The following is a 21708-nucleotide window of genomic DNA, read 5'->3' on the forward strand; positions in this document are numbered from 1 at the left end:
TGTCCGGCAGAAGCTCCAGCCCGACCTCAAGCCTCGCGCAGCGCCGTCGTCACCGGCAGCGACGCCGCCCGCACGGCCGGGAACAGCCCGCCGACGAAGCCGATGGCCAGCGCCCACTTGATGCCTTCCCACAGCAGCTGGGGCGACACGGCGAGGCTGAAGCTGAGCTTGCCGACCGCACCGGCCGACATCGTCGACGCCTCGAAGCCGTTGAACAGCAGCCACGCCACCGCACCGCCGACGATGCCGCCGATCAGCGCGAGCAGCGTCGTCTCCAGCATCACGGCCACGACCACCGGCAGGCCGCGGAAGCCGATCGCGCGCAGCGTCGCGATCTCGCGCGCCCGGCTGGCCACGGCGGCGAACATCGTGTTCAGCGCACCGAACACCGCGCCCACAGCCATGATGGCGCCCACCGTGATGCCGATGATGCGCAGGATCTGCGTCATGCGCTCGGACTGCTTGGTGAAGAACTCCAGCGTCGTGCTGGCCTTGACCTTGAGCGCCGGGTTGTTCTCCAGCGACTCGCTGAAGGCCTTGATGGAGGCCGGCTTGTCGAGCTTGACCGTCGCCGAGTTGCGGCCGCTGCCGCGCTTGTAGGTGTCGCTGACGACATTGGCGTCGGCCCACAGCTCCGACTCCAGCGCGTCGCCCGACGCGAACACACCCACGATGGTCCACGGCTGATTGCCGAGCTTCAGCGTCGCGCCGACCTTGAGGCCCTCGAACTGCCGCACCGCGCCCTTGCCGACGATGATCTCGCGCAGGCCCGGCTGGAAGGTCCGGCCTTCGACGATCTTCGCGTTGGGCCGCACGGCGAAGGCCGCCTCGCTGATGCCGCGCACCTGGGCGCTGCCGGTATCGCCCGTCGGGCTGTTCCTCACCGGCAGGTTGGCCGCCACCACCGTCTCGGCCGAGACGATGGGCTCGCCCTTGGCGTTGCGCGCCACACCGGGCGCCTGCTCGATCTGCACGATGTCCTCGCGGCTCAGCGACGACGAAACCTCGTTGGCCGAGGCGCCGCGCAGCACGATGGCGGTGTCCAGGCTGCCCGAGTTGCTCTGCGTGCGAGCATAGCCCTCGGCCATGGCCAGCAACGCCACCAGCACGCCGACGACACCGGCGATGCCCACGACGATGACGGCCGACGAGCCTAGCCGCTGCGTCAGCGTGCTGATGCCCACCGAGGCGACTGAGCGGGTCTGCATGCCGGTGCGGAACAGGAACATCCACAGCGCCAGCAGCACGGCGAGGGCCAGCGCGCCGTACCAGGGCAGCGCCACCCAGCCGACCAGCAGCACGGCCAGCAGCAGCACGAGTCCGAAGTTCTTCAGGAATTTCATGGTCAGGCCTCCCGCCGGGCCGCCCCAAGGGAGGCTTGCGCCCCCTCGGGGGGCAGTGAACGAAGTGAACGTGGGGGTGTCATGTCAGGCCCTCCCTGCCAGGGCATCGGTGATGTTGATGCGCATCGCTCTCAAGGCCGGCATGGCGCCGACCAGCAGGCCGAACAGCAGCGCCAGGCCCGCGCCGATCAGCCAGCTCGTCAGGCCGGCGGCCGGCAGGTTCAGTGCGCCGCCGCTGCCTGCGCTGACGGCGGGGCCGATGACGCTGGCCAGGAACAGGCCCACGACGCCGCCGATCAGCAGCAGCAGCACCGACTCGGCCAGCACCATCGCCAGCACGCTCTCTCCCGAGAAGCCTAGCGTCTTCAGCACCGCGATCTCGCCGGTGCGCTCGCGCACCGCCTGCATCATCGTGTTGCCGGCCAGCAGCAGCAGCGTGAAGAACACGGCGCCCATGATGGAGGTGACGATGAGGTTGATGTCGGCCAGTTGCCGCATCCAGGCGGACATCGCAGCCGCCTCGGTCTGCGTGCGGGTCTCGTGGTCGGAGTTCTCGGAGATGGCGTCGATGGCCTTCAGCACGCGGTCGGCCTGGTTCACGTCCTTCACGCGCGTCACGTACCAGCCCACCTGGCCCTGGTTCCACGGCGTCGTGTCGTCGAAGTATTTCCAGTTCAGCAGGAACATCTGGTCGTAGAACGCCCCGGCCTTTTTGTCGGCGATGTGAATGACACCGACGATCTTGAACGACCAGTTCTGGCTGCCGTTGCGGTCCGGGAAGATGGTGGACTGCATCGGGACCTGATCGCCCACCTTCCAGCCGAACTTCTTCGCCAGGCCTTCGCCGACGATGGCGCCGTCCTTGGTCTCGGCGAACGCCTTGCGGTGCGCGGCCGAGACTTCCATCTCGGGGTAGACGTCGATGTAGTTGGGCGACACGGCGAAGCTGAAGACCGCGTTCTCGGGCTTCTGGTAGGCGCCGCCGAACCAGTTCGCGTAGGCCACGTCCTTGACGCCGTCGGTCTGCTCGATGCGCGCACCCAGCGACATCGGCAGCAGCTGGATGAAGCTGAGCTTGGCGCTGGTCTGCAGCCGCTGCGCGCCGTTGGCGCTCTTGCCGGCCTGGTCGAAGCCCACGCGCACGGCGTCCAGCAGGCCGAACAACAGGAAGGCCGTGATGATGGAGACCAGCGTCAGGAAGGTCCGGCCCTTGCGCCTGAACAGCGCCGCCCAGATCAGATGGAGGTATTTCATGTCCGCCTCCTGCCGGTCAGGCCATGGCCTCGGCTTCGGTCACCAGCGTGCCCTTGTCGAGGTGCAGCGTGCGGCTGGCACGGGCGGCGGCGCGCGGGTCGTGGGTGACCATGACGATGGTCTTGCCATGCTCGCGGTTCAGCGCCTGCAGCAGCGTCAGCACGTCCTCGGCGGACTGGCGGTCCAGGTCGCCGGTGGGTTCGTCGCAGACCAGCAGCGTCGGGTCCGACACGATGGCCCGCGCGATGGACACCCGCTGCTGCTGGCCACCGGACAGCTCGGTCGGCTTGTGCGACGCGCGGTCGGCCAGGCCCACCAGCTGCAGCGCGATGGCCGCGCGCTTGCGGCGCTCGGCCGAAGACAGCTTGGTCAGCAGCAACGGCAGCTCGACGTTCTTCTGCGCCGACAGCGTGGGCATCAGGTTGTAGAACTGGAACACGAAGCCCACGCGCGACGCGCGCCACTTGGCCAGCGCGCCGCCGCTGAGCTGGTCGATGCGCTCGCCGCCCACCGTGATGGCGCCGCCCGAAGGGGCGTCCAGCCCACCCATCAGGTTCAGCAGCGTCGTCTTGCCAGAGCCCGACGGGCCCATCAGCGCGAGGAAGTCGCCCTGCTGCACGTCCAGGTCGATGTGGTGGAGCACTTCCACCTTCTGCTTGCCGCGGGTGTAGACCTTGGACAGATCGCGGACCTCGATCAAAGCGCTCATGCTCATTCCTTGCTTGCGATGGTTGAACCCTGCTTCAGCTCGGCCGGCGGCGAGACGACAACCGTCTCGCCCGACTTCACCCCGTCGGTGGCAAGCCGGTACTTGCCCACGTCACTGCCCAGCTTGACCGTGCGCTTCTCGGCGCGGTTGTCCTGGACGACGAACACGACCTGCGCGCCGTCGCGCTCCACGACGGCCTCCGGCGGCAGCAGCACGCCCGGCACCGGCTTGGCCTCGGCCTGGGGCTTGGTGGCCAGGAAGCTCACGCGCACGCCCATGTCGGGCACGACACGGTCGTCCTTCTGGTCCAGCGCCACACGCACCTTCACGGTCGCCTTGCCACGGTCCGCGCTGGGGATGACGGCCACGACGTGGGCCGGGATCTTCCAGTCCGGGTAGGCGTCCAGCACGGCCTCGCAGGGCATGTCACCCTTGACCTGGGCGATGTAGGCCTCGTTGACGTCGACATTCACCTCCAGCGAGTCCATGTCGACGATGGTGCCCACGCCCGTGCGCGTGAAACCGCCGCCCGCGGACAACGGCGAGATGATCTCGCCCACCTGCGCGGCACGTGCCGTGACGACGCCGTCGAACGGCGCACGCACGGTGGCGTAGTCGAAGTTGACCTGCGCCTGCTTCAGCTGGGCCTGCGCGGCCTCGATCTGGCGCTGCGAAGCCTCGATCTGGGCCGTGTAGGTCTTGACGGCGGTGGCCGTCTGTTCCTGGTTCTGGCGTGTCGTCATGCCGCTGGCGGCGAGTTCGGCCTGCCGGCGTGCATCGGCCTCGGCCTGCGCCAGCTGCGCGCGCAGCTGGCCCTGGTTGGCCTGCGCCGTGCGCACCTGGGCCTCGGCAGCGGAGCGCGCGGCCTTCAGGCCCGTGTCCTCCAGGCGCGCCAGCACCTGGCCCTTCCTGACCTTGAAGCCCTCGTCGATGAGCACCTCGGTCAGCGTGCCCGTGATCTGCGCCGACACCGTAGCCATGCGGCGGGCCGTCACGTAACCCGTGGCCTGCAGCACGGCGTCGCTGCGGGCGCCCTGCCCGTTGGCGCGCACGGCAATGGTTTCCACGACCACGGGCTTGTTGCCCGCGATGAACCACCAGGCCGCGCCACCCGCCAGCGCGATGACGACGACACCCGCAGCCAGCCCCCAGATCCACTTGGGCGGCCCGCCGCCGTGGTCGTCGCGATGTGCGCCGTCGATGCGCAGCTCCTTCAGCAATCCGGTATCTATGACACGCTCCCGAAGTTGTGACCCAAGTCTTGGAACGGGCGGATTTGCGCATAGACAGCGCTGCCATGCCATAGGGCTTTCGACGAACGGCAGCCGGCGCTGTTGAAACGACATCCGGACGGATGAATGGCGACCGCAACAGATGAACGGCCCGCACGTCCGGCGCCGCCACGATCCCGGCGTGCATCCCGGCGCCTCGGAACGATGGCGTCGCTTCCGATCGCAGAGCGACAGGGTCACCCTGGCCGGGCCCAGCTCAACGCCGCTGGCCCTGCCCGACTTCACCCCGGACGCGGATGGCCGCCCCCCACGTTTGCAGCGCGCTGGAGCGAGAACGTCCCCACTCCAGCGGATGCCAGCCGAGGGCGCCAGGACCACAGTGGCACGCCACGCCGGCTGCGATCCGGCACTTCTCGGAGACGTCATGGCTTTGAAGCTCGCGGGCACGACCACGCACTACAAGATCTACTACGACGATTCGCTGAGCGCCGCGGACGGACTGCAGCGCGCCAATGCGCTGCTCGGCGTCTGCGAGAGCGACTACGCAATCATGTCCGACTGGTTCGGCGGCATCGCGCTGCCCTATGCCCTGCCGGTCGAGGTGCACATCGACACGGGTGGCTACGCATCGGCCGGCTGGGGGCCGCCAATCAGCCTGAAGCCCGGCAACGGCTCGTCACTCACCGTCGTGCGCTACCTGCTGGTGGCCGAAGTGGTGGAGATGTTCATGCTGGCGCAGAACAAGGGCTGGTTCGCGTCCGACGGCAGCAACGAGGGTTCGGCCGGCGAAGGGCTGTCGCGGGTGCTGTCGGCCGAGTTCCTTCACCAGATCGGCGTGCCGGGCAACATGGCCGGCTTCGACACCGCCCGCTTCTGGCTCAACAGCGACCGCACGGACTTCGTCAACAGCATCGACGAACACGACCACGCCCCCGACGCAAAGTCAGGCTGCGCCACGCTGTTCATCAACTGGCTGTCGTACCAGCTCGGCTACGACATCAAGCGTGTCATCGCCAACGCCGCGTCCACGCTGTCCGGCGTCTACAAGAACCTCACCGGCGACGCACGCGACCCGTTCCCGGCGTTCAAGGCGCAGCTGGATCGCGCGTTTCCCCGGCTCGATGCATCGGGCCACCCCATCGTCTCGGTCGTCCCCGGGCCGAATCCCGACAACCCCTACCCACTCGACTGGACCGCACAGGAGCCCCTCATGACCATCCGCATCTTCTGGCGCATGAATCCCGGCCGCAACGTCGTCAACCTGAACTGGCCTGCGTTGAGCGCAGACTCGGTGGTGTCGGTGCAGGCCAGCGAATATGCTGCCGGCACCCAGCAACTGCCCGACGGCACGGAGCAGCGCTTCGTCGGCTCGGCCAGCATCACGGTGGACAACATCACGCCGCACGGGCCGCCCTATGACCCGAACCGCGGCGTCACCTTTGTCGTCACGGTGGGCTGGGGTTCGCCTCTCAACGTGTGTACCGACATCACGCTGCTGGCCAACGCCCCGCAGCAAGTGCTGTGGATCGGCCCACGCACAGCCAGCGGCACGCAGGCTGGCACCGGCACACAGGGCATGGGCAATCCGACGACGCGAATCGCCGGCGGCGGCTTCGCGGCAGACAGCTACAGCGGCCCGGTCACGCACCACACCGCGACGGTAGGACCGTCAGGGCATGCAGCCGCGACGCACGCGCTGACCTCCGGGTCGCCGCCCGCAAAGGTGCAGACGAGCGTCGAAGCGGCGTAGCGGCTCGATGGCCCGCAACGCTCCGGGCTGGCTCAAGATGCTGCACGAATACGGCTTCATCGCGACGCCCGCTGCGGCCTGAGCACCGTCTGCCGCCGCGTCCCAGCGCCCTGGCCCGCTTCAGGTCAGGGATTGCTGCGGACGGTCAGAGGAGTCCGCCACATTGCGCAGGGCTCATGCCAGCCCCGCAACCCGCTTGACCACGGCGTCCGGCGCATGCCGCGGCCCCGCCTGCTGTTGAGAATTCAGCGGACTGCCGCGTTGTTGTTCAGGAATCAGCGGCCCGCGCGACGCACCGCGGCGGTGGAAGGTCGGTCAGCTTTCCACCAGCCCATTGCGGATGGCGTAGACCGTCAGCTCGGAGTTGTTCGTCAGCCCCAGCTTCTCGAGCATGCGGGCGCGGTAGACGCTGACGGTCTTGGGGCTGAGCATCAGCTCCTCGGCGATGTCCGACAGCCGCTTGCCCGACGCGATCATCACCAGCGTCTGCAGCTCGCGGTCCGACAGCTTGTGGTGGGCCTGCTCGGTGACGGGCGCCGTCAGGCTCTCGACCAGCATCTGTGCGATCTCGGGTGTCACGTACTTGCGCCCCTGGGCCACCGTGCGCACGGCCTGCACGAGCGTGGCCGGATCGCCCCCCTTGTTGACGTAGCCGTAGGCACCGGCCTTGAGCGCGCGGATGGCGTACTGGTCCTCGGGGTACATCGACACGATCAGCGTGCGCAGCGGCGAGCCCTCGTCCTTCAACACGTGCAGCACATCCAGCCCTGAGCGGCCGGGCATGTTGATGTCCAGCACCAGCACGTCGCAGGGGTTGTCCTTTCCCAGCGTGTGCAGCAGGCCGCGCAGCTCGGTGTAGTCGCCCGCCTCACCGACGACCTCGATGTCGTCCGCATCCGCCAGCGTGTCGCGGATGCCGCGACGGATCAGGCCATGGTCGTCGCACAGGATGACGCGGATCATGCACGCCCCCAGATCGAGTTGCCGTGGTCCTTGTCGAAGTCGGTCGCGTCGTCCAGCGCGTCGATGGCGTCAGCCTCCAACGGCACCGTCAGGATGAGGCTGGTGCCCCTGCCCGGCGCGCTGGACAGGTCCACCCAGCCGCCCACGGTGGCCGCGCGTTCGTGCAGGCCGCGGATGCCGAAGGAGCGTTCCTTGGCCAGGTCGCCCGCCTCGACGCCGCGGCCGTTGTCGCGGATCTCCAGCGTCAGCACGCCGGAGTCCAGGCTCAGCTCGATGTCCACGCGCGTGGCGCCCGAGTGCTTGGACACGTTGGTCAGCGCCTCCTGCGCGGTACGGTAGGCCACCAGCGGCACACCGGAAGGCAGCGCCAGCCGCTCCTCGCCGACGCGCAGCGCCGCCTCGATGCCCGTGCGGCGCTCGAAACGAGCCGTCATCCACTGCAGCGCGGCGACGAGGCCCTGCTCCAGGATGGCGGGGCGCAGGTTGTGCATGATGCGCTGGCTGGCGTCGATGGCCGAGCTGACCGTCTCCAGCGCCGCGGCGACGCGCTGACGCACCTCGGGCTCCTTGGCGTGGCGGTCGATCCAGGCGAGATCGAACTTCAGCGCCGTCAGCGACCCACCGACGTCGTCGTGGATCTCGCGGGCGATGGCGGCGCGCTCCAGCTCGACGCTGGTCTGCAGGTGGCCGGCCAGCTGGTGCAGGCGCTGCTTGGAGCGCACCAGTTCGTCGTCTGCCGCCCGGCGCGCACGCTCGCTGTCGACGGCGTCGATGGCGTTCAGCAGCGCGGGGGCGAGACGCGCGAGGTTGTTCTTCAGCAGATAGTCGGACGCGCCGTTGCGCATCGCGGCCACGGCGGCGTCCTCGCCGATCTCACCGGAGACGAGCAGGAAGGGGGTCAGCAGTTGCCTGTCCTTGACGGCCTCCAGCACCTCCAGGCCCGTGAAGCCCGGCAGGTTGTAGTCGGAGACGATGGCGTCCCACGGCCGGTCGAGCGCAGCCAACACGGCCGGCAGCACGTCCAGTCGCTCCATGTCGATGCGCAGCCCGGCGCGGGACAGCTGGGCGAGGATGAGTTGATGGTCGAGGTCCGAGTCCTCGACATGCAGCACACGCAGGACCCGGCCAGCCTGCTCCACACCAGAAATCGTCATGGGGCGCAGTATGCCGCGCCCTCGGCTGGCGTCGCAGCGCCACGCTCAACGCCTGCAGACCGGTAATTCCGCTCGTTCTCGCAACATCTCCCGGTCGACAGCTGCCGAAAATGAGGTGAACATGCCATGATTGATTTGCCCTGATCGCATTCACAGGGCCATGGGACAAGAAGCAGCATCCCCTCGCGGAGACACGATGCAGATAGACACCTCCACCGCAGCAGAATTTGACGGCGCCATGGCCCCCATGCCGCTGCTGGCGGCTGCGGAACTGCAGGACCACCTGATGACGGTGACCAACGACCTGGAGCGCCTGCAGCGCCTGCTGGACGATGCCGGCGAGGCCCTGTCCAACCATTTCTACAGCGCCTCCAACCAGGCCATGTCGCTGCTCAGCGGCAGCGACGGCAGCGCCGCCTCCGAGGGGCTGAAGCAGATCATGCAGGACATTGCCGGTGCCATCACCGCGCTGCAGTTCCAGGACATGGCGACCCAGCTGATCGCCCACACCAGCCAACGCCTGCGCAATTGTGCCGACCAACTGGCCCGCGACACCTTCGGCATGGACGACGAGGACGGTGCAGCCGTCGTCGAGATCGCGCCGTTGCGGCCCAACCCGGTCACGCAGGACGAGATGGACGCCGGCTCCATCGAACTTTTCTGAATCCCCCCGCCCAATCTCAGCCCCCAGGCAACCTGTTCCCTCGGAGAAAACTCAAATGCACTCAATCCTTGCTGTCGACGATTCGGCCTCGATGCGCCAGATGGTGGCCTTCACGCTCAAGAACGCCGGCTTCAACGTGGTGGAAGCAGTGGATGGTCAGGACGCCTGGGAAAAGTCCGGCACGCGCGATTTTGATCTCGTGCTGACCGACCAGAACATGCCGCGCATGGATGGCATCAGCCTCACCAAGAAGCTGCGCGAGAACCCCAAGTTCAAGACCACGCCCATCCTGATCCTGACCACCGAGTCCAGCGACACGATGAAGCAGGCCGGCCGCGCCGCGGGCGCCACCGGCTGGCTGGTCAAGCCTTTCGACCCGGCCAAGCTGATCGAAGTGATCGGCAAGGTCATCCGCTGAAGTCAGTCCCAGGGGAGCACCAGCCATGGGTGACATGACCACCGAAGGCGCCAGCATCAGTGCCGGCATCGACCTCAGCCAGTTCTACCAGGTCTTCTTCGAGGAAGCCGGCGAGAACCTCGACAACATGGAGCAGCTGCTGCTCAATGTGAACGTCGAGGCCGCCGACGACGAGGAGCTGAACGCCATCTTCCGCTGCGCCCACTCCATCAAGGGCGGCGCAGCGACGTTCGGCTTCAGCGACGTCGCCGAGCTGACCCACCAGATGGAGACGCTGCTGGACAAGCTGCGCCGCCATGAGCTGCAGCCCAACGCCGCGATGGTGGACGTGCTGCTGCAGTCCGGCGATGCGCTGCGCGCCCAGTTGGGCCGCCATCAGGGTTCGGGCGCCGATCCGTTCGACACGACCGAACTGCTGGTCAGCATCAAGAGCTTCGTCGAAGGCGGCGCCGCACCGGTCGCGGCCGCGCCCAAGGCCCCGCCGCCGCCCGCCCCGGCTCCGGCCCCCGCGGCACCAACCGCTGCCAAGCCTGGCACCCGTCTGCTGGAGCTGCAGGTCGGCCCATTGACCGACCTGAGCCTGGCTGACAACCTCGTCGAGCTGTTCAAGGAAATCACCGACCTCGGCACCATCGAGCCGCTGGACGCCGGTCAGAGCTCGGACGGCATGCGCCGCTTCAAGGTACTGACCAGCTCCACCGACAACGACCTGCTGGATCTCTTCACCTTCCACGTCGCGCGCGAACAGGTCAAGCTGACGCCGCTGGGCCCGGGCTTCGGTTTCTACGACGGCGCCCCCGGCGCCCCGCCGGCTGAGGCTCCGTCCGCCGACCCCGGCTACGGGTTCTTCGACGACGCCCCCGGCACGCCCGCCGGCGCCGCAGCCGAGGCTGCCCCCGCTGCCGCGCCCGCGCCGGCTGCCGCCATCGTGCCGGTCCGCCCGGCCACGCCTGCCAAGACCGAGGCCAAGCCCGCCGGCGGCGGCATGGACCAGACCACGCTGCGCGTGTCCATCGAGAAGGTGGACCAGCTCATCAACCTCGTCGGCGAACTCGTCATCACGCAAGCCATGCTGGCCCAAAACAGCCGCGAGCTCGACCCCGGCCTGTACCAGCAGCTGACGTCAGGTCTTGCCGACCTGGAGCGCAACACGCGCGACCTGCAGGAATCGGTCATGTCGATCCGGATGATTCCGATGTCGACCGTGTTCAACCGCTTCCCGCGCATGCTGCGCGACCTGGCCGCCAAGCTGGGCAAGAAGGTCGAACTGGTCACGCAGGGTGAAGCCACCGAGCTGGACAAGAGCCTGGTCGAGAAGATCACCGACCCGCTGACCCACCTGGTGCGCAACAGCTGCGACCACGGCATCGAGATGCCGGCGGACCGTCTCGCCCGCGGCAAGCCCGAGCAGGGCACGATCACGCTGGTCGCCTCCCACCAGGGCGGCAGCATCGTCATCGAGGTGCGCGACGACGGCCGCGGCCTGAACCGCGAGAAGCTCATCAAGAAGGCCCGCGAGAAGGGCATCGACGCGCCGGACAGCATGACCGACGCCGAATGCTGGAACCTGATCTTCGCCCCCGGCTTCTCCACCGCCGAGCAGGTCACCGACGTGTCCGGCCGCGGCGTGGGCATGGACGTGGTCAAGAAGAACATCACGTCGCTGGGCGGCACGGTCGAGATCGACTCCGCCGAGGGCTACGGCATGAAGGTGTCCGTGCGCCTGCCGCTGACGCTGGCCATCATGGACGGCATGAGCGTGGGCGTGGGCGACGAGTGCTACATCCTGCCGCTGTCCTCCGTCGTCGAGTCCTTCCAGGTGCAGTCCGACACGATCAAGACCGTCGCCGGCTCCGGCCGTGTCGTCGAGGTGCGTGACGAATACATGCCCGTCATCGAGCTCGAGAAGGTCTTCGACGTGCCGCGCTTCGATTTCGAGCACGTGTCATCCATCATGGTCGTCGTCGAGGCCGAAGGCGGCCGCGTCGCGCTGTTGGTGGACGAGCTGCTCGGTCAGCAGCAGGTCGTCGTGAAGAACCTCGAAGCCAACTACCGCAAGGTCAGCGACGTGTCCGGCGCCACCATCATGGGCGACGGCCGCGTGGCGCTGATCCTCGACGTCGGCAGCCTGGTGCGCCGTTCGCGCCACTAACAAACCCAACCACCACAGAGAGGTCCGCATGGAAGCCAGCAACGTCCCCGCCCTGCGCCAGCAAGGCGCCGTCACTGCCAAGTCCGTTGGCCCCAAGAGTGGCGAATACCTGACTTTCCGACTCGGGTCGGAGGAGTACGGCATCGACATCCTGAAGGTGCAGGAAATCCGCTCCTACGAGCAGCCCACCCGCATCGCCAACGCGCCCGACTTCATCAAGGGCGTCGTGAACCTGCGCGGCGTCATTGTTCCCATCGTCGACCTGCGCCTGAAGTTGGGCTGCCCCAGCGCCGAGTACAACAGCTTCACCGTCGTCATCGTGCTGAACGTGAAGAATCGCGTCGTCGGTGCCGTGGTGGACTCGGTGTCCGACGTGCTGGAACTGAACCGCGATGCCATCAAGCCGGCACCCGAACTGAGCTCGGCCTCGGTGGACACCAGCTTCATCACCGGCATCGGCTCCGTCGGGGAGCGCATGCTGATCCTGATGGACATCGAAGGGCTGATGAGCAGTGCAGAGATGGGCCTGATGGACGCGGCCATCGCCGCCTGAACGCCGGGGCGCCGCTGAGCGCCCCGTTTTCATCCGGCAGTCTCGCCAGGGTGCGAAGACTGCGGAGCGCTGTCAGTCCAGTAACTCGGAGGAGGCATCCATGAGTTCACACGACCGCTCCATCGCGCGACAGGTGTCGTTTACCGGCGCCGCAGCCGTCGCCGTCGTGTTGCTGATCGTCAGCCTGATCGTCGGCACGCTGCTGAAACGCTCGGCCACCGAGCAGGTCCAGACCTGGGTTGCCGACAAGACCGGCTCCCTGGTCGACGCCATGCAGGCCATGGACGACATCGCCGCCCAGCAGGCACAGCGCAGCTTCGGCTCCTTCCGCCAGGAATTCGGCCCCAGCTTCAACCTCGACGAAGCCACCGGCGACCTGCGCGACTGGGGCCCCAAGCTGAACGGCAACTTCACGCAGGTCGACAAGTTCGCGGCCGTGAACGGCGGCGTGGCCACGGTGTTCGCGGCCAAGGGTGAGGACTTCGAGCGCATCACCACCTCGCTGAAGAACGAGAAGGGCGAGCGCGCCATGGGCACGCTGCTGGACAGGCAGGGCGCGGCCTACGCGGCCATCAAGGCGGGCAAGTCCTACACCGGCCGCGCGACGCTATTCGGCCGCGCCTACATGACGCACTACGAGCCGATCCGGAACGAGGCGGGAAAGACCGTCGGCATCCTGTTCATCGGCTACGGCCTGGAAGCCTTCGAAGCTGCCATGGACCGCATGGCCGGCAGCGCCAGGTTCTTCGAGCACGGCGGCACCTTCATCGTCGCCATGCCCAAGGACCCCGCCAAGGCGACGTTCGCCGCGCACCCGTCCGCCAAGGGCAAGCTGGTCTCCAGCATCGCGCCCGGCTTCGAGAAGCTGCTGGCCGAGCAGAAGGGCGGCACCCTCGTGCTGGACGACGCCCCCGACGTGCTGGGCAACGGCCTCGGCGACAACTTCGCCATCGCCCGCAAGAGCGAGAAGTCCGGCTACTGGGTCGTCGCCCAGGTCTCGCGCGGCGAAGCGCTGGCCGCCAGCCGTGCCACGCTGTGGTTCTTCTGGGGTGCACTGGCCCTGACGACGGCCGGCCTGGGCTTCGGCCTGATGTGGATGATGCGGCGCTGGGTGTCGCAGCCCCTGGCCTCGCTACAGAGGGCGGTCAGCGCAATTGCCGACGGCGACCTGAACCAGCCCGTCAGCAGCGACCGCCGCGACGAGATCGGCTCGCTGATCCAGGACACCGAGGCCATGCGCCAACGCCTGGCGGCGACCATCGGCACCGTGCGCAACTCGGTCGACAGCATCGGCACTGCGAGCAGCGAGATCGCCACCGGCAACGTCGACCTCAGCCAGCGCACCGAGCAGACCGCCAGCAACCTGCAGAACGCGGCGTCGTCGATGAGCCAGCTGACCAGCACCGTGCGCCAGACGGCCGACTCGGCCCGCACGGCCAACCAGCTCGTTCAGTCGGCCGCATCCGCGGCGACGCGCGGTGGCGAAGTGGTCGGTGAGGTCGTCACGACGATGGACGAGATCAACACGGCCAGCAAGAAGATTGCCGACATCATCGGCACCATCGACGGCATCGCCTTCCAGACCAACATCCTCGCGTTGAACGCCGCGGTGGAGGCGGCCCGGGCCGGCGAGCAGGGTCGCGGCTTCGCGGTCGTGGCCGGCGAGGTGCGTTCGCTGGCCGGGCGCAGCGCCGAGGCGGCCAAGGAAATCAAGACGCTGATCGGCAACAGCGTGGAGCGCGTGGAGAACGGCGCCCGCCTGGTGCAGGCGGCTGGCACGGCGATGGGCGAGATCGTCTCCAGCGTGCAGCGGGTGCAGGACATCATCGGCGAGATCAGCTCGGCCGCGACCGAGCAGAGCGAGGGCATCGCGTCGGTGAACACATCGGTCGTGCAGCTCGACCAGATGACGCAGCAGAACGCCGCGCTCGTCGAGGAATCCGCCGCCGCTGCGGAGAGCCTCAAAGAGCAGGCGCAGCGACTCGTCGAGGCCGTGGCGGTGTTCCGCGTGGCCGGCAGCGCGGCCGCCATGCCGAGCAAGGCCAGCGCCCCCCGGCCGGCGCCGGTCGCCGCCCCCAAGGCTGCCGCGCCCAAGCCGGCTGCAGCGTCGCCCAAACCTGCGGCGCCGGTGGCTAAAGCTGCGCCGGCAGCGGCGCCCCGCCCTGCCCCAACGCCCAGGCACGCCGAACCGGAAGGCGACTGGGAAACGTTCTGACCCCAACGAAAAGGCCCGCGAATCGCGGGCCTTGCTTCATGGAGCACTGAAACGCGTCAGACGCGCTCGGCGACCCAGCCAGCCACGCTGTTCAGCGCCGCCGCCAAACCCGCGGGCTGCGTACCGCCGGCCATGGCCAGGTCCGGCTTGCCGCCTCCCTTGCCGCCCACCTGCTGGGCGACGAAGTTGACCAGCTCGCCGGCCTTCACCTTGCCGACGCTGTCGGCCGTCACGCCGGCCGCGAGCTGCACCTTGTCGCCGTCGACAGCCGCCAACACGATGGCCGCAGTCTTGAGCTTGTCCTTGAGCTTGTCCATGGTCTCGCGCAGCGTCTTGGTGTCGGCACCTTCGAGCTTGGCGGCCAGCACCTTCAGACCCTTCACGTCCACGGCCTGGGCCAGCAGCTCGTCGCCCTGGGCGGACGCCAGCTTGCTCTTGGCGGCAGTGAGTTCCTTCTCCAACTGGCGTACCTGCTCCAGCACGGCATGCAGACGTGAGCCCAGTTCATGCGGCGTGGTCTTCAGCGTCATGGCCGCGCCCTGAACGGTCGTTTCCAGAGACTGCAGATAGCTCAGCGCGTTGTCGCCGGTGACGGCCTCGACGCGGCGGATGCCGGCCGCGACGCCCGACTCGGCGACGATCTTGAACAGCCCGATGTCACCGGTCGCCTTCACGTGCGTGCCGCCGCAGAGTTCCTTGGAAGAGCCGATGCTCAGCACGCGCACCGTCTCGCCGTACTTCTCGCCGAACAGCATCATCGCGCCCGACTTTTGCGCATCGTCCAGCGCCATGACCTGCGCCGTGGCGCCGGCGTTGGCCAGGATCTCGGCGTTGACCAGGGACTCGACCTCCCGGATCTCCTCCGCCGTCATCGGCGCGTTGTGCGCGAAGTCAAAGCGCGTGCGCTCGGCATTCACCAGCGAGCCCTTCTGCTGCACATGGGCGCCCAGCACCTCGCGCAGGGCCTTGTGCATCAGGTGGGTGGCGCTGTGGTTGCGCACGGTCCTGGCGCGACGCTCGGCGTCGACGCGGGCGACGAACTGGTCGCCGACCTTGACCGTGCCTTCGACCACCTGGCCGTGGTGGCCGAACACGTCGGCCTGGATCTTCAGCGTGTCAGCCACGACGACGCGCGTCGTGCCGTTGCGCAGCTCGCCGGCGTCGCCGACCTGGCCGCCGCTCTCGGCGTAGAAGGGCGTGTGGTCCAGCACGATGACGGCGTCGTCACCGGCCTGGGCCGCGTCGACCTGCGCGCCGTCGATGTAGATGGCCGTGACCTTGGCCGTCTCGCAGACGAGATGCTCGTAGCCGTGGAAGGTCGTGGCCGCACCGCTGTAGGCCAGGCCCTGGGCCATCTTGAACTTGCCGGCCGCGCGGGCGCGGTTCTTCTGCTCTTCCAGCAGTTCGTGGAAACGGGCCTCGTCCACCGTCACGCCGCGCTCGCGGCAGACGTCGGCGGTCAGGTCGACCGGAAAGCCGTAGGTGTCGTGCAGCTTGAAGGCCGTGTCACCATCCACGTTGCCGCCCTTGGCCAACGCGGCTTCCAGGATTTCCATGCCGGTGGCGATGGTCTGGAAGAAGCGCTCCTCTTCCTGCTTCAGCACGTCGGTCACGCGCTTCTCGGCCTGGCGCAGCTCGGGGTAGGCATCGCCCATCTCGGCGGCCAGCGCGGCCACCAGCTTATGGAAGAACGGCGTGCGCGCGCCCAGCTTGTAGCCGTGGCGGATGGCGCGGCGGGCGATGCGGCGCAGCACGTAGCCGCGGCCGGCATTGCCGGGGATGACGCCGTCGACGACGGTGAACGAGCAGGCACGGATGTGGTCGGCGATGACCTTCAGTGACGGGCTCGTGGCGTCACAGTCGCCACCGCCCGCCGCGTCCACGGCCGACTTGGCCGCGGCGAGCAGGTTCACGAAGGTGTCGATCTCGTAGTTGGAGTGCACGTGCTGCAGCACGGCGGCCAGCCGCTCCAGGCCCATGCCGGTGTCCACCGACGGCTTGGGCAGCGGGTGCATCACGCCGTCTTCAGTCCGGTTGAACTGCATGAAGACGTTGTTCCAGATCTCGATGTAGCGGTCGCCATCCTGCTCGGCCGAGCCCGGGGGGCCGCCAGCCACGTCGGGGCCGTGGTCGTAGAAGATCTCGGTGCAGGGGCCGCAGGGGCCGGTGTCGCCCATCATCCAGAAGTTGTCGGACATGTAGCGCGCGCCCTTGTTGTCGCCGATGCGCACGATGCGCTCGACGGGCACGCCCACCACCTTGTTCCAGATCTCGTAGGCCTCGTCGTCCTCGCTGTAGACCGTGACCCACAGCTTCTCGGTCGGCAGCTTGAAGTGGACGGTCAGCAGCTCCCAGGCGTAGGAGATGGCGTCCTTCTTGAAGTAGTCGCCGAAGCTGAAGTTGCCCAGCATCTCGAAGAAGGTGTGGTGGCGCGCCGTGTAGCCGACGTTGTCCAGGTCGTTGTGCTTGCCGCCGGCGCGGATGCACTTCTGGCTGGTCGTGGCCCGCGTGTAGGCGCGCTTGTCAAAGCCCAGGAACACGTCCTTGAACTGGTTCATGCCCGCGTTCGTGAACAGCAGCGTCGGGTCGTCTCCCGGCACCACGGGGCTGGAGGCGACGATCTGGTGGCCTTTCGACTCGAAGAACTTCAGAAAGGTCTGGCGGATCTCGGCGGCTTTCATCCCGGGGCTTCCTGGAAAAGGTCAGTGACAAAGAGGGTCGATTGTAGAGAGGGGGCTTTACGTCGCCCGGGTAGAGTGGGTCTCGATACGACAGGAGAGCCCTTCGATGGACGCGAATTCCCCGCTGGACGCGCTGGACAACCCCGGCCTGCTGCGCACCCAGGCCCTGATCAACGGCGAATGGGTGAGCGGCGCCACCACCTTCGCCGTCACCGACCCGGCCACCGGGCGCGAGTTGGCGCAAGTGCCCAACCTGGGCCGCACGGACGTGGACACGGCCATCGCCGCCGCCGCCAATGCGCTCACCGCCTGGCGATCCAAGCCCGCCAAGGAGCGCGCCGCCGTGCTGGTGCGCTGGCAGCAGTTGCTCGTCAAGCACGCCGACGACCTCGCCCGCCTGATGACGGCTGAGCAGGGCAAGCCGCTGGCCGAGGCCCGTGGCGAGGTGGTCTACGGCGCCAGCTTCCTCGACTGGTTCGCCGAGGAAAGCAGGCGCGTTTATGGCGAGACCATCCCGACAACGGACCCGACCAAGCGCTACCTTGTCATCAAGCAGGCCGTCGGCGTCTGCGCGGCCATCACGCCGTGGAACTTCCCGCTGGCGATGATCACGCGCAAGGTCGCGCCGGCGCTGGCCGCCGGCTGCACGGTCATCATCAAGCCGGCCGAGGCCACGCCGCTGACGGCGCTGGCCGCCGCCGAACTGGCCCAACGCGCCGGCATGCCCGCCGGTGTGCTGAACGTGCTGACGGCCGACGCCGAGCAGTCCATCGAGGTGGGCAAGGCGCTGTGCGAGAGCGACGTCGTGCGCCACCTGTCCTTCACCGGCTCCACCGAGGTCGGCCGCATCCTGATGAGGCAGTGCGCCCCGACGATCAAGAAGCTCAGCCTGGAACTGGGCGGCAACGCGCCCTTCATCGTCTTCGACGACGCGGACCTGGACTCGGCCGTCGAAGGCGCGCTGGCCAGCAAGTACCGCAATGCCGGCCAGACCTGCGTCTGCGCCAACCGCATCTATGTGCAGGCAGGCGTGTACGACGCCTTCCTGGAGAAGTTCGCGGCCAAGGTCGGCCAGCTGAAGACGGGCAACGGGTTTGACGCCGGCATCAACGTCGGCCCGCTGATCGACGCGGCGGCGCTGCAGAAGGTCGAGACCCACGTGGCCGATGCGATCGCGCTGGGCGCCAAGGTGCTGACCGGCGGCAAGCGGCTGGAGACGGCGGCGGGCAACTTCTTCGAGCCCACACTGCTGGCCGACGCGACGCCGCAGATGCTGTGCTCGCGCGAGGAAACGTTCGGGCCGGTTGCGCCGGTGTTCAAGTTCCAGACCGAGGCCGAGGCCATCCAGCTGGCCAACTCGACCGAGTTCGGCCTGGCCAGCTATTTCTACAGCCGCGACATCGGCCGCATCTTCCGCGTCGGCGAGGCACTGGAGTACGGCATGGTGGGCATCAACACCGGCCTGATCTCGACGGCCGAGGTGCCGTTCGGCGGCGTCAAGCAATCCGGGCTGGGCCGCGAGGGTGGGCGCCAGGGCATCGAGGACTACGTCGAGGTGAAGTATCTCTGCCTGGGCGACATCCACCGCTGAGACGGCTTCGCAATCAAATCGATCACTGCGTTGCTTCGCCTTGCCGTGCTAGTGCACTGTCTGCAGCTGCGCGCCTTGTGCTCGCTCTGATTGCAAACCCGTCGACCCAGAAACGAAAAAACCGCGAGGCAGCTTTTGGCTGCACTCGCGGTTGCCGAAACGACTGACCGGGCCTCGTGCACCCGGCCGTCGAGGTACTTACGGCTTACTCGAAATCCACGCTGAAGGTCAGCGAGGTGAAGCGTGGGGCGCCAAGGTAGTAGAACTCCGTGGAGGCCGACTGGCTGCCAGTTCCAACCAGCGGCGTCGCTGCGGCGTTCGTGATGACCGACGACGCGCTGCGGTACTGCTTGTTGCCGATGTTGGCGATGTTCAGGCGCAGTTGCGGGTTCTTGACGAAGCCCCAGTTGGCGAACTTGTAGCCAGCGTCCAGGTCGAACGTGGAGTAGCTGGGGACGCGCTCCTGGTTCATCAGGTCGGCGTACTGCGCACCGTTGAACTTGCCCTTGAAGCGAGCGTAGATCGGGCCTTGCTCGTACTGCACGGACAGGGCGGCCATCTTGTCAGGCACCTTGGCAAAGGTCTTGCCCGCCGTCGGCAGAGCGCCCGCAGCGGACAGCCGCAGGTTGTCCTTCATGTTCTCGTTCTGCAGCGTCAGCGAACCGTAGGCAGAGAAGCCGTTGTAGACGCCGCTGCCGATTTCCAGTTCGAGACCGTGGCCCTTCGTGCCGCCGGCGTTCACGTAGGTGCTGACCTGCGTGTTCGGGTCCGTCGCGGAGACCTGGCGGTTCTTGAAGTCCTTCTGGTAGACCGTCGCGGAGATCGAGACATCCTTCGACTGGAAGCGCCAGCCGGCATCGATCATCACCGACGTTTCCGGCTTGACTTCCGCCAGAGGCTGGACCGCGCCACCGTTGATGGAGGCCACATAGACGCCGCTGGAGCTGACCATGTAGGCGTAGTTCGGCGGGGCGCGGAAGTTCTTGGAGACGTTCAGGAAGACGTGCTGCTGGCTGTTCAGGTTGAAGCGGGCGCCGAGCTGCGGCAGCACCTCGTTGAACGAGCGGGTGATGTTGAAGTCCTGATAGATCCGCGGACCGGCCGTGTAGACACCGTTGGCCAGCGTGTAGGTCGGCACACCCGTCTCGTTGGCGTAGTTGGTCACGTTGCGCTCCACATGGGGGAGACGCAGACCCAGGTTCAGGAACGCGCGGTCGTTCAGCAGCGTGATCTGGTCGTTCAGGTAGACCTGGTAGGCCGTGCTGATCGTCTTCGTGTTGCGGCCTTCGTAGCAGGTGCCGTCAGCGCGCTTGATGCAGCCATCCTGCAACCAGATGTCCGCCGGGGTGCCGTCGGCATTGATCTTGACGGCCGGCTGCGTCTGCAGATGCTGGGCGCGCTCGTACCACAGGCCCACCTTCAGGTAGTGGTTGCCCATCGTGGTGCTGATTTCGCCGGTGACGCCGGGACGGTTGGTCTTGGTCACGCTGGCACGCGCCACGGCGACCTTGTCCAGGGTGTCGCCATCGCCGTTGATGTCGACCGCGCCGCCGATGGGCATCGTGCTTTCCGTCAGGATGGTCTGCGACCAGCCACCGTTGCCGAAGCCGTACCACATGTAGGGCTGCACCTTCAGGTAGGTGTCCTGGGCGATCTTGAACGAGCCCGACACCGACGCGATGACGTTCTTGAACGGGTTCAGCGCCATGCCGTAGTAGATCGGGTTCTGGGCCACGTCCGTCTGGGCGCCGGGGCCCGGCGTCTTCAGCGGGGTGAAGGTGGCCGCGTAGTCATACCCGTAGCCGTTCGCGTTGAGCTGGGCCAGGCTGACGTTGTAGATGTTCTGGTTGACCATCCGGTTGTAGAGCACCGAACCGAGGATGTGGTTGTCCTCGTTCAGGTCCAACGAGAAGCCGGCGTCGATGTGGTCCTTCTTGGCCTTGCCCACGCCCTTCCACTTGTCGGCTTCGGCGTGCGAGTAGCTCAGGAACACCTTGGCCATGTCGTTGGCAAAGCGGCCCGAGTCCACGCGGACGAAGGTGCGGTTCAGGTTCAGGCCACCCAGGGTCTGGGAGACGCGAACGCGGCGCTGGTCGGTCGGGTCGCAGGTGATCAGGCTCACGCTGCCGCCCGTGGCGCCGCTGTGCGGCGATTCCAGCTCAGGCGAACCCTGGGCCACCGAAGCGGTACAGACGTTCTCCTTGTCGATCATTTCCTGGGCGTAGAAGGCATAGCCGCCCGAATCGTTGACCGGCACGCCGTTCACGGTGAAGCCGATCTGGTCCGAGCCGAAGCCGCGGATGCTGACGTCGCCACCGAACAGGCCGGTCGCGTCGTAGTTGTAGGTGCTCACGCCCGGCAGCTGGGCAATGCTCTGCAGCACGTTGCCGGTGGCCAGTTCCTTTTCCATCGCTGCCTTGGTCAGCGTGCTGCGGCCCTTGACGGAGTCGTCGTTGATCATCAGGCCCGTGCCCAGCTTGGCGCTGGAGCCCACGACCGTGATCGTGCCAAGACGCACGGCATCGTCCTTGGCGCGCGGAGCGGCCTCTTCCTTGGGCTGATCGGCCGTTTGCTGCGCGTACACCATGCCGGTGGCCAGTACGGTGACTGCCAGGGCGGTGGCGGTCTTGCAGAACAGTCTGCTCTTCATTCCTAGACTCCTAGTGGGCGCGCCGGGCGCGCGGGCTTCAACAGATTCGATGGGTGCCGTTCGTCACGCGACGATGGCTGTGAAAGGTCGTTTCGCGACCGTCCCGGAATTGTCATGACTTTCTGTGACAGAACTTTACGGGTAAGTCAGAAGTCGAAATTTTTAGAGAGAACGCCCTGTCGCCGGCACCAGATCAGTGCAACCCGAAGCGTCCGGATCGAGGGATCGACGGAGGCTTCGATGTGAATTTTTCCCAGGAGGGCCGAGGGCTTTCGCGCGCCGAGGGGCACCAACTTGGGTTCAACGCGCACATCAACGAGGTGCCCATCAAGCCATCAGAACTGTCGCGCAGCCGCGACAAACCGGCGTCACAGGTCCA

Annotated in this window: 15 protein-coding genes; 7 read left to right on the forward strand and 8 right to left on the reverse strand. The window is 67.3% G+C overall.

From position 1 onward, the window contains the following. Nucleotides 1–26 precede the first annotated feature (26 nt). The 4 genes from ACG04R_RS12065 to ACG04R_RS12080 form a co-directional block, all read right to left on the reverse strand. Complete coding sequence (locus ACG04R_RS12065; protein ID WP_394410211.1) at nt 27–1343, reverse strand: ABC transporter permease; 1317 nt, start codon at nt 1341–1343, stop codon at nt 27–29. 84 nt (nt 1344–1427) lie between these two features. Beyond that, nucleotides 1428–2597 (reverse strand): ABC transporter permease, encoded by a 1170-nt coding sequence (locus ACG04R_RS12070; protein WP_394410214.1) that lies wholly within the window; start codon nt 2595–2597, stop codon nt 1428–1430. Between the two features lie 16 nt (nt 2598–2613). After that, nucleotides 2614–3312 (reverse strand): ABC transporter ATP-binding protein, encoded by a 699-nt coding sequence (locus tag ACG04R_RS12075; protein WP_394410217.1) that lies wholly within the window; start codon nt 3310–3312, stop codon nt 2614–2616. Then, entirely contained in the window at nt 3309–4526 is a 1218-nt protein-coding gene (locus ACG04R_RS12080; RefSeq protein ID WP_394410220.1) for an efflux RND transporter periplasmic adaptor subunit, read from the reverse strand. Before ACG04R_RS12080 ends, ACG04R_RS12075 begins: the two co-directional genes overlap by 4 nt. A 436-nt stretch (nt 4527–4962) precedes the next feature. On the opposite strand from ACG04R_RS12080, the gene ACG04R_RS12085 reads away from it, so the two are divergent. After that, nucleotides 4963–6288, forward strand: a complete 1326-nt coding sequence (locus ACG04R_RS12085) for a hypothetical protein (RefSeq protein WP_394410223.1) — start codon at nt 4963–4965, stop codon at nt 6286–6288. Nucleotides 6289–6603: 315 nt separating this feature from the next. Here the strand turns inward: ACG04R_RS12085 and ACG04R_RS12090 are convergent, their stop codons facing one another. Then, nucleotides 6604–7251: a response regulator gene (locus ACG04R_RS12090; protein WP_394410226.1), complete on the reverse strand. Its 648-nt coding sequence runs from the start codon at nt 7249–7251 to the stop codon at nt 6604–6606. After that, nucleotides 7248–8405 (reverse strand): hybrid sensor histidine kinase/response regulator, encoded by a 1158-nt coding sequence (locus ACG04R_RS12095; protein WP_394410229.1) that lies wholly within the window; start codon nt 8403–8405, stop codon nt 7248–7250. The genes ACG04R_RS12090 and ACG04R_RS12095 overlap by 4 nt, the downstream gene beginning before the upstream one ends. 196 nt (nt 8406–8601) lie before the next feature. On the opposite strand from ACG04R_RS12095, the gene ACG04R_RS12100 reads away from it, so the two are divergent. The 5 genes from ACG04R_RS12100 (at nt 8602) to ACG04R_RS12120 (ending at nt 14407) form a co-directional block, all read left to right on the forward strand. Further along, nucleotides 8602–9069: a hypothetical protein gene (locus ACG04R_RS12100; protein WP_394410232.1), complete on the forward strand. Its 468-nt coding sequence runs from the start codon at nt 8602–8604 to the stop codon at nt 9067–9069. A 55-nt stretch (nt 9070–9124) separates the two neighbouring features. After that, entirely contained in the window at nt 9125–9487 is a 363-nt protein-coding gene (locus ACG04R_RS12105; protein WP_394410235.1) for a response regulator, read from the forward strand. Between the two features lie 25 nt (nt 9488–9512). Continuing rightward, nucleotides 9513–11639, forward strand: a complete 2127-nt coding sequence (locus ACG04R_RS12110) for a chemotaxis protein CheA (protein WP_394410238.1) — start codon at nt 9513–9515, stop codon at nt 11637–11639. Between the two features lie 28 nt (nt 11640–11667). After that, nucleotides 11668–12192 carry a chemotaxis protein CheW gene (locus ACG04R_RS12115; RefSeq protein WP_394410243.1) on the forward strand — a complete coding sequence of 175 codons (525 nt, stop codon included), beginning with the start codon at nt 11668–11670 and terminating at the stop codon, nt 12190–12192. A gap of 100 nt (nt 12193–12292) precedes the next feature. Continuing rightward, a complete protein-coding gene (locus ACG04R_RS12120) occupies nt 12293–14407 on the forward strand; it encodes a methyl-accepting chemotaxis protein (RefSeq protein ID WP_394410247.1) in 2115 nt (704 codons plus the stop codon). Nucleotides 14408–14463: 56 nt separating this feature from the next. Here the strand turns inward: ACG04R_RS12120 and alaS are convergent, their stop codons facing one another. Further along, on the reverse strand, nt 14464–17088 hold the full coding sequence (gene alaS / locus ACG04R_RS12125; RefSeq protein WP_394410250.1) for an alanine--tRNA ligase: 2625 nt from the start codon (nt 17086–17088) through the stop codon (nt 14464–14466). 106 nt (nt 17089–17194) lie between these two features. Here alaS and ACG04R_RS12130 point away from each other — a divergent pair, with 106 nt between their 5' ends. Then, nucleotides 17195–18679, forward strand: coding sequence for an NAD-dependent succinate-semialdehyde dehydrogenase (locus tag ACG04R_RS12130; protein WP_394410253.1), 1485 nt, complete (start codon nt 17195–17197; stop codon nt 18677–18679). A gap of 205 nt (nt 18680–18884) precedes the next feature. Here the strand turns inward: ACG04R_RS12130 and ACG04R_RS12135 are convergent, their stop codons facing one another. Beyond that, a complete protein-coding gene (locus ACG04R_RS12135; RefSeq protein ID WP_394410256.1) occupies nt 18885–21329 on the reverse strand; it encodes a TonB-dependent receptor in 2445 nt (814 codons plus the stop codon). Nucleotides 21330–21708 lie beyond the last annotated feature (379 nt).

Source organism: Pelomonas candidula (genome assembly GCF_043555985.1).
Classification (GTDB): Bacteria; Pseudomonadota; Gammaproteobacteria; order Burkholderiales; family Burkholderiaceae_C; genus Pelomonas; species Pelomonas candidula.

Excerpts from the sequence above, each read along its gene's own strand:
- ACG04R_RS12095 (WP_394410229.1), bottom strand. The coding sequence starts at position 8,405 with ATGACGATTTCTGGTGTGGAGCAGGCTGGCCGGGTCCTGCGTGTGCTG.
- ACG04R_RS12120 (WP_394410247.1), top strand. The coding sequence starts at position 12,293 with ATGAGTTCACACGACCGCTCCATCGCGCGACAGGTGTCGTTTACCGGC.
- ACG04R_RS12105 (WP_394410235.1), top strand. The coding sequence starts at position 9,125 with ATGCACTCAATCCTTGCTGTCGACGATTCGGCCTCGATGCGCCAGATG.
- ACG04R_RS12100 (WP_394410232.1), top strand. The coding sequence starts at position 8,602 with ATGCAGATAGACACCTCCACCGCAGCAGAATTTGACGGCGCCATGGCC.
- ACG04R_RS12115 (WP_394410243.1), top strand. The coding sequence starts at position 11,668 with ATGGAAGCCAGCAACGTCCCCGCCCTGCGCCAGCAAGGCGCCGTCACT.
- ACG04R_RS12110 (WP_394410238.1), top strand. The coding sequence starts at position 9,513 with ATGGGTGACATGACCACCGAAGGCGCCAGCATCAGTGCCGGCATCGAC.
- alaS (WP_394410250.1), bottom strand. The coding sequence starts at position 17,088 with ATGAAAGCCGCCGAGATCCGCCAGACCTTTCTGAAGTTCTTCGAGTCG.
- ACG04R_RS12085 (WP_394410223.1), top strand. The coding sequence starts at position 4,963 with ATGGCTTTGAAGCTCGCGGGCACGACCACGCACTACAAGATCTACTAC.
- ACG04R_RS12065 (WP_394410211.1), bottom strand. The coding sequence starts at position 1,343 with ATGAAATTCCTGAAGAACTTCGGACTCGTGCTGCTGCTGGCCGTGCTG.
- ACG04R_RS12130 (WP_394410253.1), top strand. The coding sequence starts at position 17,195 with ATGGACGCGAATTCCCCGCTGGACGCGCTGGACAACCCCGGCCTGCTG.
- ACG04R_RS12135 (WP_394410256.1), bottom strand. The coding sequence starts at position 21,329 with ATGAAGAGCAGACTGTTCTGCAAGACCGCCACCGCCCTGGCAGTCACC.
- ACG04R_RS12090 (WP_394410226.1), bottom strand. The coding sequence starts at position 7,251 with ATGATCCGCGTCATCCTGTGCGACGACCATGGCCTGATCCGTCGCGGC.
- ACG04R_RS12075 (WP_394410217.1), bottom strand. The coding sequence starts at position 3,312 with ATGAGCATGAGCGCTTTGATCGAGGTCCGCGATCTGTCCAAGGTCTAC.
- ACG04R_RS12070 (WP_394410214.1), bottom strand. The coding sequence starts at position 2,597 with ATGAAATACCTCCATCTGATCTGGGCGGCGCTGTTCAGGCGCAAGGGC.